The organism is Streptomyces sp. NPDC001204 (assembly GCF_053598035.1).
Genome location: NZ_JBSFJL010000047.1, coordinates 14,941 through 29,957 on the forward strand (window position 1 = coordinate 14,941; position 15,017 = coordinate 29,957).

Sequence of the window (15,017 nt, forward strand, 5' to 3'; positions counted from 1 at the left end):
GACGCGCGCTGGAGATGTGCGGCGAATGCACTCAGCTCGCGGCGGAGCCGCTGGAACTCGTCGTCCTTCCAGCTCTGGCCCGTCGCCGTGGCGACGGCCACGTTGATCGTGCTCCCTCAACCTCGCACTGTTCCCGGCGGTTCCCGCCGTCCCGGCGTGTCCGGCCCGCGCCGGGCGGCGCGTCTTCTCACCGCCCGAAGCGGATCGTGGTGTACGCGTAGATCTCGCCCTCCCGCGGCGCACGGTTCCAGGACCGTGTGGTCAGTCGCGGCAGTATGCCCTCGACCAGGGCATGTCGAGGGAGGGACAGACCGAACTCGTCCTGCACGGCGGCCAGCAGGCACCGTTCGCGGTCCGCCTCGCCGACGCCGCGCAGGACCCGTTCCGGATCGAGGGTGCCCGGCACCGGCCCCGAGCGTTCGACGTCTGTGCCGCGCAGCGTGTACGCGTACAGCGGCTCGCCCCGCTCGGCGACCGAGAGGTGGAACACCGCCAGACCGCCGTCTCGCGCGCTGCGCGCCCACAGCACCACCGCGCGTCCTCCGCGCGAGGCGTCGGCGGCCGGGGAGACGAAGAAGTGCCCGGCCGCCGACGTCCGTGGGGCCGCGTCACAGGCGAACGCCCACCCGGATCCCGTGCGGCCCACCGACACAACGGCCCGGTCCTCCCACGGCGCCGATTCGTCCCACTGCCCATGGCCGTGGTGGAACCACGCGGCGCGGCGGCCGGACGGAGCGGTCAGGCCCGCGCACCCGTCCTCGCCGACCAGGTCGGGCAGCGCCTCCGGCTCCACGCCCTCCGCCCACAGACACCGGTAGGAGTCGTGCGGGGCGTTCCACCGCGGAGTGTCCGCCAGCCAGCGCAGTCCCGGCGGATCCAGGTCCGGCACCGGATCGGGCACAGGGCCCGGCCGGCCCGCCCGAGGCGTGGCCAGCAGTTCCAGGCCGCGCTCCCGCGTCACCACCGGGCCCAGTACAGGGTCCGCCAGCAGACCGAGCGGCGCCAGCAGGTCCGGCCCCGTCGGCGACCACGACGGCAGCGCGGCGCGGATCACCCGCCACGCCGCGTCCGTGTCCCCCCACCTCGCCGACTCCCGCGCCTCGGCCGCCGCCCGTCCGAAGGCACCGTCCGGCGCATAGCGGTAGGAACCGTCGCGCACCTGGGCGAGGATCGCCTCCGCGGCCGCCGTGATGCCGTCGTCGGTCTCCGTGCCGAGCACGAACCGGTGGGGCAGGGCGCCGGAACGGTTGTCCCGCAGGTGCGCGGCAGCCATCACGGGCACCAACTCGCCCGTGTAACGCGGATCGGCCGCAAGCTCACCGAAGCCGTAGTATCCGCCGCCGTGCGCCAGCGCCTCCAGCTGCCGCAGCATGCCCCGAGCGCTGGGCCGTCCGTAGCGCTCCGCCTCGGTGAGCAGCTCCCGGGCGGTCTCCCACCTCCCGCTCAGGGCTTCACTCCGCGCACACTCCACGTCGGCGTCCAGGGCGCGGGTGGTGTCGTTCACGAAGCCGGGACCGCCCGCACGGGCGGAGTGGAAGTCCTGGTACATCCGCTGCATGTAGGCGCGGAACGATGGATACCGATCCGGCAATTCGCCGCTCCATCCCTTGTAGACGTACAGAGCCCACTCGCCGTCCTCATCGGTGTCGCCTGGGTCGAGCAGGGCATAGGAGATGTCCGAATCGGTCTCCAGCTGCAGTGCCCGCTGCCACATCCCGGCCTGCAGCACTTCCTGCTCGGTCGAGTGCTCGGTCAACGCCTCCTGGTAGATCGCGGTCAGGTCGAGCGGATCCCCGAACCAGGCGATCTCGTGAGCCGCGCCCAGCCGGTAGATGGACCCCTTGTCGAACCGCCAGCCGTTGCTGGCCCCGAGGAACTGCCGGTAGGACGGAGGGAACCGGGTGCCCAGGCGGTCCTCGGCGGCGGCTATCTCCGCCTCTGCCGCGGGCGGGGCGGCGAGCGCGAGGTCGGCGAGGGTGAGGCCGCCCTCCGCCAGGTCCTCCGCATCGTCCTCGTCCGGGATCCATTCCTCCTGCCAACGGCGAAGGAACTGCTGCCAGTCAAAGCGGTTCTCGATCACGGGCCGATTGTGGCAGCGGCCACCGACAGCGGGCCCGTGCGCCCGACCGGCCCGGCGGCGGTCCTGAGCTCTTCAGCAGACCGAGGTCCCTGCCGGTCGCCGGAGACAGAACAGCTCGCCCTCGTGACGATCCAGGCCGGACGACCGCACGGGACGGGCAGCGTGCAGGATCATCGGCGGCGCCGGGCGTGGAGCGCGGCGGTGAAGTCGTCCAGGGCCGCGAGGTTGTGGGCGCTGACGACGGCGTCGCAGTAGGGCAGGGCCGCAGCCATGCCGGCCACGAGCGGACGGTAACGCGGGCTTGCCGTGCGCGGGTTGACCCATACGACGCGGTAGGCGACCCGGGACAGTCGCGCCATCTGGGTGGCGAGGTCGGCGGGCGCGCCCGTGTCCCAGCCGTCGGAGATGAGGGTGACCACGGCGCCGTGCGCCATGCCGCGCCGGCCGAACCGCTCGTTGAACTCCGCCAGGCAGTCCGCTATCCGGGTGCCCCCGGACCAGTCCGGAGCCGCGCGTCCGGCCCGTGCCAGGGCGTCGTCCGGCCCGCCCCGCCGCAGGACGGGCGTGAGGCGTGTGAGCCGGGTGGCGAAGGTGAAGACCTCGGCGCGGGTGGCACGGGCGGCACAGTAGAGCAGTTGGAGCATCGCGCGGGCATAGGGCTCCATCGATCCGGAGATGTCGCAGAGCACGATGAGGTCGCGGGGGCGGTCGCGGGGCGCGAAGCGGTGCAGGCGCAGCGGGTATCCGCCGGTGCGCCGGCTGGCGGAGAGGGTGCGGCGCACGTCGATGCGCGCACCGTGGTGCGCTGTGCGGCGTCGGCGGGACGGCCGGGTCGGAGTGCGCAGGACGAGGGTGCGCATCACCTCGGAGAGCCGCGCCAGTTCCTCGGCGGACAGGTCCGCGAAGTCGCGGCCCGCGAGACGGTCGAGCGGACTGGCGGCGAGGGGCACGGGAGCCGTCCGCGGCTGTGCGTCGGCATCCCGGCCTCGTTCGTCCGCGGTGTCCTTCCGGGTGCCGGGGACGCGGCCGGGAACGGTGTTCGGGAGCAGGCGGGGCGGGTCGCCGGGTTGTCCGCGCTGTGCCTCGCGGTCGGCCGGGCCGCAGAAGGCCTCGTGGAAGACGCTGTCGAACAACTGGATCTGCTCGGGGTCCGACACCAGGGTGGCGAGCGCGCAGTGCCGCAGTTCGCGCGTCGTCGACGGTGCCAGCAGGGTGAGCGCCCGAGCGAAGCTCCGGGTAAGGTCGGGGCCCACCGCGATCCCCGCGTCGTGCAGGGCGGCGGTGAACGCGGCGACCAGTTCAGGCAGGTCAGGCAGGTCAGGCAGGTCAGGCATCGGAGCGGGCCTCCGCGTCGACCAGCTCCGCCAGTCCGGTCCGGCGCACGGCCTCCAGGTCCTCGGCGTACTTGAGGACCGCCCCGAGGGTGCGGTCGGCGGCGTCGGCGTCGAGAACGGAGAAGCCCAGCGTGTGCAGCGCGCCCGCCCAGTCGATCGCCTCGGCGATGCCGGGCGGCTTGGTGAGTTCCTGGCGGGCACGCAGGCGCGCCACCCCGCGCGCCACGCGTTCCGCCAGCCACCCGGCCGACTCCGGTACCCGCCTGCGGATGATCGCGGCGACTCGTGCGGTGTCCGGGTAGTCGATCCAGTGGTAGAGGCAGCGGCGTTTGAGCGCGTCGTGCAGATCCCGGGTGCGGTTGGAGGTCAGTACCGCGACCGGCGGCACCACAGCCGTCCGGGTGCCGAGTTCGGGGATGGTGACCGCGGCGTCCGCGAGCAGTTCGAGCAGGAACGCCTCGAACTCGTCGTCGGCGCGGTCCACCTCGTCGATGAGCAGCACCGCCGGCCGCGGTCCCGGGTGGCAGATCGCGGCGAGCAGCGGCCGTGGCAGCAGATAGTCCTCGGTGAACAGGTCGGCGTCCCGCAGGGGCTCTCCGCGGGACTCGGCCAGCCGGATGGCCAGGAGTTGCCGTGGGTAGTTCCACTCGTAGAGGGCCTCGGCGGAGGACAGTCCCTCGTAGCACTGCAGCCGGATCAGCGGGGTGTCGAGCACGGCGGCGAGCGCGCGGGCCGCCTCGGTCTTGCCGACGCCGGGCTCGCCCTCCAGCAGGATCGGCTGCCGCATGCGCACGGCCAGCAGCAGCGCCGTGACCAGGGCGTCGTCGGCCAGGTAGCCGACTGTGTCGAGGTGCGAGCGCAGGGCGGGGACATCGGGTACGAGGGGGTCGGGGTCAGGCATGCGCGTAACGGGAGGGGTCGTCGGCGAAGGCGTGCCGGCACCCCGGCCCGCAGAAGTACACCCTGCGACCGGCCCGGTCCAGCGAGAGGGTGTCCGGCGTGATCGCTACGGTCATGCCGCACACGGGATCCACGTCCTCGGCCAGGGTCTGCGGCGCGGCGGATTCGGCTCCGGGGCGCGCGGCCCGGGCCGCCTGGGGCCGCAGTGCGATGATCTCGGCGTACACCGACAGCGCGATCTCCGCCGCGGTCCGCGCGCCGATGTCGAGTCCGGCCGGGGTGTGAATGCGCGCGCGTTGTTCCTCGGTGAGGTCCAGTGCGGTGAGCACCGCCGCGCCGCGCTTCGGGCTGGCCACGAGCCCGATGTACGGAACCCCGGCGCATGCGGCCTCGATCAGTACGGTCCGCTCGTCGCGGCCGTGCGTGGCGATGACGACGACCTCCAGATCGGGTGGCAGCGGCTCTCCGGGCGAGGCCTGCTGGGCGTCGAGGCCGAGCACACGGCCGAGGTCGAGCAGAGCGCGGGCGATGGGGGCGTGTCCGTAGACGTACGCCAGCGCCGGCGGGAGGTTGGCCTCCAGGAAGATGTCGAGCGTCCCGCCCGACAGACAGGGATTGACCACCGTGACCAGGCCTTCGGCAGGCTCCTGCGGGCCTTCGGTGCCGGTGTCCGCGCCGGGCGTGATTCTCAGCAGCAGCGACTCGCCGGTCCGCAGTACGCGCAGGCCCTGGAGTTGCACCGTCGTCTCGGCGCAGCTGCCGCCCACGAAGCCCTCGACGGTGCCGTCGGGCAGCACGAGTGCGCTGTCCCCGGGCTTGGCGCTCGTGGGCCGTTCCACGTGGACGACGGTGGCCAGGACGAATGGGGTACGGCCGTGCCGGAGTTCGTCCGCGCGGGTCAGCAGTTCGGTGTTCGTCATCACGGGGCCTCAGGTGATGGCCATGTCGGTGCGCAGGGGTCGGCCCTGGGCGGCCCGCCACACCGCGGCGGGCGTCAGCGGCATGTCGACGTGGCGCACGCCAAGCGGCTTCAGCGCGTCGACCACGGCGTTGACCACCGCGGCGGGCGAGCCCACCGTGGCGGACTCGCCGACGCCCTTTGCCCCGACGGGGTGGTGCGGGGAGGGGGTGACGGTCTCGCCGAGCTCCCACGAGGGGCATTCGACCGAGGTGGGCAGGAGGTAGTCCATGAACGACCCGCCGAGGCAGTTGCCGTCCTCGTCAAAGGCGATCACCTGCATGAGCGCCATGCCGAGGCCGTCGGCGAGTCCGCCGTGCACCTGACCTTCGACGATCATGGGGTTGATCCGGTTGCCGCAGTCGTCCACGGCGATGAACCGGCGGACCTTCACCTGGCCGGTGCCCGCGTCCACGTCGACGACGCAAATGTACGCGCCGAACGGGAAGGTCAGGTTCGGCGGGTTGTACACGCAGGTCGCGTCCAGGTGGCCCTCGACACCCTCCGGGAGTTCCAGGTTGGAGTGTGCCGCGAGCGCGATCTCGGCCATGGTCCGTCCTTGGTCGGGATCGCCCGTGACGTACCAGCGGCCCTTCTCCCATTCCAGGTCGTCCGGGTTCACTTCGAGCATCGCGGAGGCGACGATCTTCGCGCGTTCGCGTACTTTGCGGGCGACCAACGCGGCCGCGGCTCCCGACACGGGTGTCGAGCGGGATCCGTAGGTGCCGAGCCCGAACGGGGTCTGGTCGGTGTCGCCGTGCACCACGTCGACGTCCTCGGGCGGGATGCCCAGTTCCTCGGCGACGATCTGCGCGAACGTCGTCTCGTGGCCCTGCCCCTGGGTCTGCACGGAGATGCGCAGGACGGCCTTGCCTGTCGGGTGGACCCGCAGCTCGGCGCCGTCGGCCATGCCCAGTCCCAGGATGTCCATGTGCTTGCGCGGGCCCGCACCGACGGCCTCGGTGAAGAAGCTGACCCCGATGCCCATCAGCTCGCCGCGCCGGCGCTTTTCGGCCTGCTCCCGGCGCAGGTCCTCGTAGTGCGCGATGTCCATGGCCAGCCGCAGGGCGCGCGGGTAGTCGCCGGAGTCGTACTCCCATCCCGTCTGCGTCCTGTACGGGAACTGCCCGGGCCGCAGCAGGTTGCGCATCCGCAGCTCGGCCGGGTCCGTGCCGAGCCTGTCCGCGAGCACGTCGACCATCCGCTCGACCAGGTACACGGCTTCGGTGACGCGGAACGAGCAGGCGTAGGCGACGCCGCCGGGGGCCTTGTTGGTGTAGACGCCCGTCACTGCGCAGTGCGCGGCGGCCAGGTCGTACGAGCCGGTGAAGACGCCGAAGAAGCCGGCCGGGAACTGCGTCGGCTGTGCGGTGGCGTTGAACGCGCCGTGATCGGCGATGACATGGACGCGCAGGCCCAGGATCTTCCCGTCCTTCGTCGCCGCGATCTCGCCGTGCATGTGGTAGTCGCGGGCGAAGGAGGTGCTCATCAGGTTCTCCGAGCGGTCCTCCACCCACTTCACCGGCTTGCCGGTGACGATCGAGCCGACGACCGCGCACACGTAACCGGGGTAGATGCCGACCTTGTTGCCGAAGCCGCCCCCGATGTCCGGGGAGATGATCCGGATCTTGTGCTCAGGGATGCCCGCCACCGTCGCGTAGATGGTGCGGTGGGCGTGCGGGGCCTGGGTGGTGGACCACACCGTCAGCTTCCCGGTGATGGCGTCCATGTCCGCCACGGTGCCGCAGGTCTCCAGCGGCGCCGGGTGCACCCGCGGGTAGAGCATGTCCTCCTCCACCACGACGCCGGCCGCCGCGAAGACCTCGTCGGTTCGCTCCTTGTCACCCGCCGACCAGTCGAAGATGTGGTTGTCCGTCTGCTGGTCCTTGTCGTCGCGGATCACCGGCGCGTCCGGGTCGAGCGCCCGGCGTTCCGACGACCGCGGGAAGCGGTTCGTACTCCACGTCGATCAGCTCGAGGGCGTCCCGGGCTGCGTAACGGTCCTCGGCGACGACGAAGGCGACCTCCTGGCCCTGGAAGCGCACCTTGTCGGTGGCGAGCACCGCCTGCGTGTCGTACGAGAGCGTGGGCATCCAGGCCAGCCCGAGACCGGCCAGGGTCTCCCCCGTGATCACGGCCTTGACCTTCGGGTGCGCTTCGGCGGCGCTGGTGTCGACGGACACGATCCGGGCGTGCGCCAGCGGGCTGCGCAGGATCGCGCCGTGCAGCATCCCGGGCAGCCGTACGTCGTCGACGTAGGTCCCATGGCCGCGGACGAACCGCGCATCTTCCTTGCGGGGCATCCGACCGAACCCGACCGGCCGTTCCTCGGTGGTCGTCATGCCCGCACCTCCTCGCGGCCGGGCGCCGCCTCGGCGGCCGTGTCCGCGGTCCGCGCCCCGCCTCCGTGCTCGGCAGCCCAGCGGATGGAACGCACGATGTTCTCGTAACCGGTGCAGCGGCACATCTGTCCGGAGATGGCTTCCCGGATGTCCTCCTCTGAGGGGTCCGCGTCGTGGTCGAGCAGCCAGCGGGCGGTCATCATCATCCCCGGCGTGCAGAAGCCGCACTGCAGCCCGTGGCAGGCGATGAACCCCTGTTGCACCGGGTCGAGTTCGGTCCCGTGCGCCAGTCCCTCGACGGTCCGCACCTCATGGCCGTCGGCCATCACCGCGAGCACCGTGCAGGACTTGACGGGCGTCCCGTCCAGCCAGACGGTGCACACCCCGCAGTTGGAGGTGTCACAGCCCCAGTGGGTGCCGGTGAGTCCGAGTTCGTCGCGCAGGAAGTGCACGAGCAGCAGCCTGGGCTCCACGTCCCTCGTGTGCTGCTCGCCGTTCACGGTCACGGTGATCCGCATGTCACGCCTCCTGCCCCCGGGCACGTGCGGCGGCGACGCGCAGCGCCCGCGTGGTGAGCTCCCCGGCCAGATGCCGCTTGTAGTCGACCGGGCCGCGCTGGTCGGCCGTCGGCCTGCACTCCTGCGCGGCGATCCGGCCTGCCTGCGCGAAGCTCTCCTCGTCCGGCCGTCCGCCGCGCAGGAAGTCCTCGGCCTGCTCGGACACGAACCGGGGGGCACCCACCGCGGTCAGCCCGATCCCGGCCTCGGTGACGACCCCGTCGGAGATCTCCAGCACCGCTCCCGCAGCGACGACCGCCCAGTCGCCGACCCGGCGCTCGACCTTGCGGTAGGCGCTGGCGTGCGAACGGATGGGCACTCGGATCTCCACCAGAAGCTCCGCTTCGTTCAGCGCGGTCTCGTACGGACCGAGGAAGAACTCCCTGATCCCGATGGTGCGCCTGCCACCGGGGCCCTGAACGACAAGAGTCGCCCGCAGCGCCGAGAACGCCGCCGACAGGTCCTCCGACGGATCCGCCTGGCACAGCGAGCCGCCCACGGTGCCGCGGTTGCGTACGAGCGGATCGGCGATGACCCGTTCCGCGTCCCGCAGGATGGGGAAGTGCTCGCCGACGACCGGCGAGGCGAGCAGCTCCGCGTGGCGGACCATCGCTCCGGCGGCCAGGTCGTGCCCGTCCACCCGGATCAGCGCCAGCTCGCCGAGGCCGTTGATGTCGATCAGGGCTTCGGGCTGAGCCAGCCGCAGCTTCATCATCGGCAGCAGGCTGTGTCCGCCCGCCACCACCCGGGCCTCGGGGCCGTAACGTGTGAGCAGCTCGATCGCGTGCTCAACGCTGGTTGCCGTCTCGTACTGGAAGGCAGCTGGAACCTGCATCGGGCCCTCCTGAAACGCTGTGCCCTTCAGGCTGCGCTCTTCCGCACCGCCCGAGCAATGGGTCGATAAGCATTCACTTATCCGTACGAACGCAGGAAAATCGGGTGGTGACCGTCACACAGCTCAGCACCTTCGTGCTGGTCGCCCGGCTCGGGTCGGTCGGCGCCGCGGCGCGAGCCCTGGGCGTGAGCGAGTCCGCCGTATCGCAGGCGCTCACCGCGCTGCGCACCCACTACAGCGATCCGCTCATCCGGCGCACCGGCGGCGGTGGGATGCGTCTGACGCCCGCGGGCGCGCGGCTGCTGCCGGTCGCGTCGCAGATGGTCGCGCTGAACGCGGACGCCGAGGCGGCGGTACGGGCGGCACGGGGTGCGCCCGACGAGCTGCGGGTCGTCGCCACGAGCACGCTGGCCGAGTTCGTGCTCCCCTCGCTCGTGGAGGCTTTCGCCGGCCGCTCAGGGCACAGGACCGAGACCTCCTTCGGGGTGGCCGCCGGCAACGAGATACGTGTGCTGGTCGAGAACCGGCTGGTCGACGTCGCGCTCGGGCCGTATCTCGGCGCCGGCCACGGGGGCGAGCTGGTCAGCGAGCCGCTGTTCCGCACCCAGCTGGTCGTGGTGATCGGCGCCAGGTCGCCGCGGCCGCCAGGTCCGCCGCCGCGGTGGTCGTGGCTGGTCGATGCCTCCGGGACCGATCCGGACGCGGACTACGGGCGGCTGCTGCGTCGGCTCGGAGTGGCCGAAGGACACGTGTGGGTGTTCCCCAACCAGGCCGCGACCTGGGCGGCTGCCGCCGAGGGCGCGGGGGTGGCACCGGCGTTGGCCCATCTGGTGTCGCCCCGCATCCGGCGTGACGAGCTGCGCGTGCTGGACACCCCGGCCACGCCGTCGGACGCCACCTGGCACGCCACCGTCCTGCGGGCCGAGCATCGCTCCCCGGCCACCGACGCGTTCCTGCACTTCCTGCACACGCCCGCGGCGACCCGCATCATGCGCGCGCCCGGCGTGGGCGTCCCGCCCTCCCGGTTCCGGCCGCCGGTGTACGTCACTCTCTGGGGCGCGTGAGAGAGCCGGGGTCTCCTGCTGGGCTCGGAAAGTCATCGCTGTTGGCGAGGGCGGCCGCACAGCGGCCCGCTCGGACTCGGACAGCACCTGGTCTTCTCCCACGCGGCGGCCGCGCGGCCGGGACAGCGGGCGCCCCGCCCCACCGGCCGGCCATTTCGCCCACCAGTTGTCCACGGCTCCGACCGACACGCATCTTCTCGGATCGAATAATTACCCCGGTAAGTTCCAGGTGAGGCCCATAATAAATTCTGTGTGAGCAGCGCCCCGGTTCCACGAATCGCCTGAAAATTGATTCAAGTGCATTTCATCGAGGTCTCATCCGAATTGCCCTTTCCCGGTCCGGGGATCCCGTAATGTCTTCCATGTCGAAAGCGAACACCGCTTACGACAGAGGGAATCCACCGCAGGCAAGTGAGGAGAAACCCATGAGCTTCCACAAGATCGTCCCGGTCAGGAAGCACCGCAAGCCCGTCCCGGAGCCCAAGAAGCCGGCCCCGAAGAAGCACGCGCGGAAGTGCCCCATCGGCCGCGAGCACCGGCACTGAGTCACCTGCGCAGGGCGCCCGGCCCGCCGGGCGCAACCCGACCGGGAAAACCCACCGGCCGCCGGTGTCATGAATTCAGTTCACACCCGGTAAGCGGCCGGCAAGAAATTCACTCCCGGATGCTTTCCGACCATTCACCGAAGAGGGAGAACCCCATGAGCTTCCGCAAGATCGCCCCCATCAAGAGGACCGAGAAGCCGGCCCCGAAGAAGCACGCCCCCAAGAAGGACACCCGGAAGAAGCACGAGTGGTGCCGACCGGTCGGCCACCAGCGCTGACGACTCGCCACGAGGCGGGGTCACCGGAACACCTCCGGGGCCCCGCCTCGGCCATGTCACCGGCGATCGAACGACGAGAACCCCAAGAACCGAAGAGGAGCTGATGCCGACATGCGCGACGTCAAGGACGCGTTCGCCCGGTTCTGGCCGCTGACCCGCGGCGACCGCAGATGGCTGGCGCTGATCACCGTGTGCGTGATCGTGTCCGCGCTGGCCGAGACCGCGTCGATCCTGCTCTTCGCCCAGCTCACCGACCACGCGCTGAAAGCGGGTTCGCTCGCCGCCTTCTGGGGGCCGGCCGCGGCCTGGCTGGGTGCTGCCGCGCTGGGCGCGCTCGTCGGCTACCTGGGCAACTCGCTCGCCGTCTGGACGGCGGAGAGATTCGTCCTGCGCCTGCGGGCCAAGGTCTTCCGCCACGTCCAGAACCTGCCGCCGCACTTCTTCCAGCGGCACCGCCAGGGCGACCTGCTGGCACGCCTGACCGGCGACGTCGAGGCCATCGAACAGATGGTCGTGTCGGGGCTCGTCGGCACGGTCTCCGCCGGTTTCTCCGCGGTCTTCTACGCGACGGCGGCGCTCTGGCTGCGCTGGGACCTGGCCCTCGCCACGTTCCTCCTGGCGCCGCTGTTCCTCTTCACGGCGCGCCGCTTCTCCGGCCGCATCAAGAAGGCGTCCCAGGACGAGCGGGCCGCCGACGGCGCGATCACCTCGGTCGTCGAGGAGTCACTCGGCAATGTGGTCCTCACCCAGGCGTACAACCGCCAGCGGGCGGAGGAAGAGCGGCTCGAACACGAGGCGCGCGCGTGGATGCGGGCATCCGTCCGGGGCGCGCGGGCGAGCGAGATGTACGCACAGTTCGTCGAGGTCGTCGAGACGCTGTGCGTACTCGCGGTGATCGGACTCGGGGCGTGGGAGATTTCCCAGAGCCGTATGACGTTGGGCCAGTTGCTGGCCTTCGCCGCCTTCCTCGGCTACCTCTACCCGCCGATCCGCAGCCTCGGCCAGCTGGGTCTGACCCTGACCGCCGCCACCGCGGGTGCGGAACGCCTGAACGAGATCCTCGACGCCGAGCCGGCGGTGACCGACCCGGCCCGGCCCGTCGCCCCCTGGCCGGTGTGCGGCCGGGTCACCTCCCACGAGGTGTCCTTCCGCTACCCGGGTGCGGAGCACGCCTCCCTGCGGGACATCACGTTCGCCGCGAGCCCCGGCGAACTGGTCCTGGTCACGGGCCCGAGCGGCGCGGGCAAGTCCACGCTCTCCAAACTCCTCACCCGCTTCTACGACCCCACGGCGGGCGTGATCCGCCTGGACGGCGTCCCGCTGACGGACCTGCCGCTGGAGTTCCTGCGCGAGAACGTGACCCTGCTGCCCCAGCAGACCCTGGTCCTCAGCGGCACGATCCGCGAGAACATCGAGGCCGGACGCCCCGGTGCGAGCCGCGAGGAGATCGAACGCGCGGCCGGCGACGCGGCGGCGCACGACTTCATCGCCGCGCTCCCCGACGGCTACGACACGCACATCGCCCCGGGCACGGCGGCCCTGTCCGGCGGACAGCTCCAGCGCATCGCGATCGCCCGCGCGATGCTGCGCTCCGCCCCGGTCCTGATCCTGGACGAACCCACGGCCGGCCTGGACGGCCTGGCCGCACGCCGGGTCGTCCAGCCACTGCGCCGTCTGATGGCAGGCCGTACGACAATCATGATCACGCACGATCTGAGTCTTGCGGCGGAGGCGGACCGCATCCTGGTGGTGGAGTCCGGGCGCCTGGTGGAAGCGGGCACACACACGGAACTCCTGGCCCGTGATGGGACGTACGCGAGGCTGGCGGTGCCGCCGCCGGCGCCGACCGCGGGCGGCCGGACGGACGACGCGCCGGCCCTGCGCGCTGTGTGACCACGGTGGCCTCAGACCGTCCGCGGGCCGTACCCGCGACCGCACGATCTTCAAGAGTCCGCACAGCCCCGGTGATCACGCGGTGGCCGCACCTGCTCCCGACCCATGGTCACAACCGCTGGTTGTGGCTGGGTCGTCGTGTGGTTGTTTGATCCCCGGGCATGGTGCTCGCTTTGATACGTCCGATCGCGGATCGGTTGTGCGGGTGAGTGACGAGGGGCGTCGGGCATGAGGAACGGGCACCGGTTGGGCCGCAGTTTCGGGTGGCTCTGGGGAGCGTACGGAACCAGCGCGCTCGGCACGTGGCTCGCCTTCGGCGCGTTCCCGCTGATCGCCATCCGGGTGCTGCACGCCGGACCGGCGGAAGTCGCCGCGCTTTCCTCCGTGGGGGCTGCGGTGGGCGCGGCCGTGGCGGTGCCGCTCGGCCCGTGGGTGGAGTTCCGCCGCAAGCGGCCGGTGCTGATCGCGACGGACCTGGCCCGGTTCGCGGCGCTGCTGACGATCCCCACCGCGTACGCGTTCGGCGTGCTCACCTTCCTTCAGCTCCTGCTGGTCTCCGTCGTCGTCGCGGCGGCCGACATCACCTTCCGCGCCGGCTCCGGCGCGTACCTGAAGACGCTGCTGCCGGCCGAGGACCTGCTCGTCGCCAACGCCCGATTCGAGTCCACGTCCTGGACGACCACGATCATCGGACCGCCGCTGGGCGGCGCCGCGATCGGGCTCCTCGGCCCGGTGGCGACGGTGGTGGCCGACGCGGTCAGCTACCTGCTCTCGGCCCTGGGCATCCGCGCGATGGGCGGGCACGAGCCGCGGCCCGAACGCCGGGAGGCCGCGCGCATGAGGGCCGGGGACCTGCTCGACGGCTGGCGGTACATCCTCGCCGACGCCACTCTGCGCCCGCTGTTCTTCAACACCGCCTTGTTCAACGCCCTGGTGATGGCCGCCCAGCCGCTGCTGGCCGTCCTGATGCTCGGCCGACTCGGGTTCGCACCGTGGCAGTACGGCCTCGCCTTCGCCGCACCCTCGATCGGCGGACTGCTCGGTTCACGGCTGGCCCGACCACTCGTCACCCGGTACGGACAACACCAAGTCCTCGTCGTGACCGGGACGCTGCGCGCACTCTGGCCCATCGGCCTGGCCTTCCTGGGGCCGGGCACCGCAGGGCTGCTGCTGGTGATGGGCATCGAACTCGGGCTCATCTTCTGCTGCGGAGTCTTCAACCCCGTCTCCGCCACCTACCGCCTCGAACGCACCGCGACCGACCGGGTCACCCGCACACTGACCGCCTGGACGGTGACGACCAAAGCCACAACCGCGCTCCTGACAGCCGCATGGGGTGTGCTGGGCGGCCTCCTCGGCCCGCGCACGGCCATCGGCCTGGCCGGCGTGCTCCTGTTGGCCACCCCGCTACTGCTCCCCCGCCGCGCGGCGGCGCCTCTCGCCCAGCCGGAACCGGCACCGAGCCGCACCTGACGGGCCGCCACGGCGCCCTCGCTCACGTCCCGATCACACACTCGACCTGATCAAGCCCACGGCCCGAGAAAGCTCGCGCGCCGGCCTCCATGACGCGCACGCGAGGGCTCCCTCAGGCATACGGGTGCACGCCGATCGCCCTGAAGTCGGCTCATGACGCACTACACCTGACACATATATATGAACATTTTGGCCAGATGAGAAATCCATTTGCATTTCGTAATAGGCAGTGTTTTTCGGCGTTTCTGGCGTGCCGTGAGGTGGAGGATCGGTGCGTTCCCGGCCGAAGCGGTCCGGGAAATGACGGGGTGTCAGTCCCGACTCGTACAGAAAGGCCTGAACATGATCAACGGGTTGAAGAGGGCTGCGGCCCTGGGTGCAGCGGCGGTGGCCCTGGCCGCGGGCGCGGTCGTCGGCACGGTCGGCACCGCATCGGCCGCGCCGCAGCACCACCGGCCGCAGACGCCATCGCGCCACTGCGTGGAGGCGCCGGGCCACTGGGCACGCCTGTGGCACCCGGGATACCAGGACCGGCACCACCACACCAGGCACGCGGGCTACTGGACCCGCGTCTGGCAGCCCGCCCACCGGGACTGCCGCCGCTGACCCCGCCACCACCGCCGACGCCCACCGACAGGAGCGACGGCGATCCGACCGGCCTCCGGCACGTCCCTTCAAGGACGCGCCGGAGGCCGGTCCGTTCGGTCACATCCGCTCTCATCAGCCAGGTGCGTGCGGGAGCAGAACTCCAACACGCG

The 15,017-nt window shown here is 71.4% G+C and carries 13 protein-coding genes; 5 read left to right on the forward strand and 8 right to left on the reverse strand.

From position 1 onward, the window contains the following. Positions 1-187 precede the first annotated feature (187 nt). The 8 genes from ACWC91_RS38395 to ACWC91_RS38430 form a co-directional block, all read right to left on the reverse strand. Positions 188-2,080: an SMI1/KNR4 family protein gene (locus tag ACWC91_RS38395; protein ID WP_450642562.1), complete on the reverse strand. Its 1,893-nt coding sequence runs from the start codon at positions 2,078-2,080 to the stop codon at positions 188-190. A 170-nt stretch (positions 2,081-2,250) separates the two neighbouring features. Then, complete coding sequence (locus tag ACWC91_RS38400) at positions 2,251-3,414, reverse strand: vWA domain-containing protein (protein WP_450642564.1); 1,164 nt, start codon at positions 3,412-3,414, stop codon at positions 2,251-2,253. After that, complete coding sequence (locus ACWC91_RS38405; RefSeq protein WP_450642566.1) at positions 3,407-4,315, reverse strand: AAA family ATPase; 909 nt, start codon at positions 4,313-4,315, stop codon at positions 3,407-3,409. The genes ACWC91_RS38400 and ACWC91_RS38405 overlap by 8 nt, the downstream gene beginning before the upstream one ends. Then, the gene (locus tag ACWC91_RS38410) at positions 4,308-5,234 is read right to left on the reverse strand and encodes an XdhC family protein (protein ID WP_225079914.1); all 927 of its coding nucleotides are present in this window, start codon (positions 5,232-5,234) and stop codon (positions 4,308-4,310) included. Before ACWC91_RS38410 ends, ACWC91_RS38405 begins: the two co-directional genes overlap by 8 nt. Positions 5,235-5,243: 9 nt before the next feature. Then, complete coding sequence (locus ACWC91_RS38415) at positions 5,244-7,175, reverse strand: aerobic carbon-monoxide dehydrogenase large subunit (RefSeq protein WP_450642568.1); 1,932 nt, start codon at positions 7,173-7,175, stop codon at positions 5,244-5,246. After that, positions 7,114-7,614 (reverse strand): hypothetical protein, encoded by a 501-nt coding sequence (locus tag ACWC91_RS38420; protein WP_450642570.1) that lies wholly within the window; start codon positions 7,612-7,614, stop codon positions 7,114-7,116. Before ACWC91_RS38420 ends, ACWC91_RS38415 begins: the two co-directional genes overlap by 62 nt. Next, positions 7,611-8,132, reverse strand: a complete 522-nt coding sequence (locus ACWC91_RS38425) for a (2Fe-2S)-binding protein (protein WP_225079912.1) — start codon at positions 8,130-8,132, stop codon at positions 7,611-7,613. Before ACWC91_RS38425 ends, ACWC91_RS38420 begins: the two co-directional genes overlap by 4 nt. Position 8,133: 1 nt before the next feature. Further along, a complete protein-coding gene (locus ACWC91_RS38430; protein ID WP_225079911.1) occupies positions 8,134-9,006 on the reverse strand; it encodes an FAD binding domain-containing protein in 873 nt (290 codons plus the stop codon). Positions 9,007-9,113: 107 nt separating this feature from the next. On the opposite strand from ACWC91_RS38430, the gene ACWC91_RS38435 reads away from it, so the two are divergent. From ACWC91_RS38435 to ACWC91_RS38455, 5 genes are all read left to right on the forward strand, one after another. Next, on the forward strand, positions 9,114-10,070 hold the full coding sequence (locus tag ACWC91_RS38435) for a LysR family transcriptional regulator (protein ID WP_225079910.1): 957 nt from the start codon (positions 9,114-9,116) through the stop codon (positions 10,068-10,070). A 700-nt stretch (positions 10,071-10,770) separates the two neighbouring features. Next, positions 10,771-10,893, forward strand: a complete 123-nt coding sequence (locus tag ACWC91_RS38440; RefSeq protein ID WP_376503170.1) for a hypothetical protein — start codon at positions 10,771-10,773, stop codon at positions 10,891-10,893. A 111-nt stretch (positions 10,894-11,004) separates the two neighbouring features. Further along, on the forward strand, positions 11,005-12,786 hold the full coding sequence (locus tag ACWC91_RS38445) for an ABC transporter ATP-binding protein (protein ID WP_225079909.1): 1,782 nt from the start codon (positions 11,005-11,007) through the stop codon (positions 12,784-12,786). Between the two features lie 228 nt (positions 12,787-13,014). Next, positions 13,015-14,259, forward strand: a complete 1,245-nt coding sequence (locus ACWC91_RS38450; protein WP_225079908.1) for an MFS transporter — start codon at positions 13,015-13,017, stop codon at positions 14,257-14,259. Positions 14,260-14,613: 354 nt separating this feature from the next. Continuing rightward, positions 14,614-14,865 (forward strand): hypothetical protein, encoded by a 252-nt coding sequence (locus tag ACWC91_RS38455; RefSeq protein WP_225079907.1) that lies wholly within the window; start codon positions 14,614-14,616, stop codon positions 14,863-14,865. Positions 14,866-15,017 lie beyond the last annotated feature (152 nt).

Coding starts and splice junctions, on each gene's coding strand:
- ACWC91_RS38400 (WP_450642564.1), bottom strand. CDS start 3,414: ATGCCTGACCTGCCTGACCTGCCTGACCTGCCTGAACTGGTCGCCGCG.
- ACWC91_RS38405 (WP_450642566.1), bottom strand. CDS start 4,315: ATGCCTGACCCCGACCCCCTCGTACCCGATGTCCCCGCCCTGCGCTCG.
- ACWC91_RS38410 (WP_225079914.1), bottom strand. CDS start 5,234: ATGACGAACACCGAACTGCTGACCCGCGCGGACGAACTCCGGCACGGC.
- ACWC91_RS38420 (WP_450642570.1), bottom strand. CDS start 7,614: ATGACGACCACCGAGGAACGGCCGGTCGGGTTCGGTCGGATGCCCCGC.
- ACWC91_RS38425 (WP_225079912.1), bottom strand. CDS start 8,132: ATGCGGATCACCGTGACCGTGAACGGCGAGCAGCACACGAGGGACGTG.
- ACWC91_RS38430 (WP_225079911.1), bottom strand. CDS start 9,006: ATGCAGGTTCCAGCTGCCTTCCAGTACGAGACGGCAACCAGCGTTGAG.
- ACWC91_RS38440 (WP_376503170.1), top strand. CDS start 10,771: ATGAGCTTCCGCAAGATCGCCCCCATCAAGAGGACCGAGAAGCCGGCC.
- ACWC91_RS38445 (WP_225079909.1), top strand. CDS start 11,005: ATGCGCGACGTCAAGGACGCGTTCGCCCGGTTCTGGCCGCTGACCCGC.
- ACWC91_RS38450 (WP_225079908.1), top strand. CDS start 13,015: ATGAGGAACGGGCACCGGTTGGGCCGCAGTTTCGGGTGGCTCTGGGGA.